General features: G+C 75.2%; 1 protein-coding gene. It reads right to left on the bottom strand.

Annotation, left to right across the window (positions count from 1 at the left end; translation table 11 throughout):
- Positions 1-814: ATP-binding protein (locus AE652_RS42350; RefSeq protein WP_049661563.1), on the bottom strand; the 814-nt coding region annotated here is incomplete at both ends.

The raw sequence follows: 814 nt of genomic DNA on the forward strand, positions 1-814 counted from the left end.
GCCGGGCCGGAGCCGGCCCGCAGCGGCAGCGGGGGGAGCACCGACAGCGGCTGCTCGTCGTCCACGACGGTCACCAGCGCGGCCGGGATGCGCAGGATGGTCCGCATGCCGCCGTACGGCGAGGGCTCGATGTGACAGGAGAAGCCGTACTGGCGGGCCAGCTTGCCGATCACCGCGAAGCCGGTCTTGGGCGGGTTGCCGAGCTCGGTGAGCAGCATGTCGGGCGGGCCGGCCAGCAGCCGGCGGGCGCGGCGCAGCTGGTCCTCGTCCATGCCGATGCCGCTGTCGTCGATGATCACCAGCGCGCCGCGGCCGCCCTGCTGGACGGTGACCGGGACGTCGGTCTCCGGGTGGGAGCAGGCGGTGGCGTTGGCGAGCAGCTCGGCGATGGTGACGGCGATCGGCTCGGCGGCCCGGGCGACCACGGCGAGGCGCTGCTCGCGCAGGTGATTGGCGACCTTGATCCGGGCGTAGCCGGGCACCCGGGAGAGCGCGCCGACGACCACCTCGGCGAGCGGCGAGTCGGTGCGGGCCAGGCCCGGCCAGGCCTCGCAGAGCACCGCGATGGTCTGGATCCGGCGCAGCGCGACCTCGTTGCGGAAGTCGACCTCCAGCAGCCGGGGGTCGTCGTTCTCGTGCTGGAGCTGCTGGACCAGGCTCTGGATCTGGTACAGCAGGGTCTGGATCCGGGAGGTGGCGCCGCGCATGGCGGCGCGGGCGGCGGCGTCCACCCGCTCGCGCTCGTCGGCGAGGGCGGCCTGGGCGGCGTCCAGGACGCCCTGCAGCGCCCGGACCGCCTCCGGGCCGACGGCCT

This window comes from Kitasatospora sp. MY 5-36 (genome assembly GCF_001182915.1).
In the GTDB taxonomy this organism is placed as follows: Bacteria; Actinomycetota; Actinomycetes; order Streptomycetales; family Streptomycetaceae; genus Kitasatospora.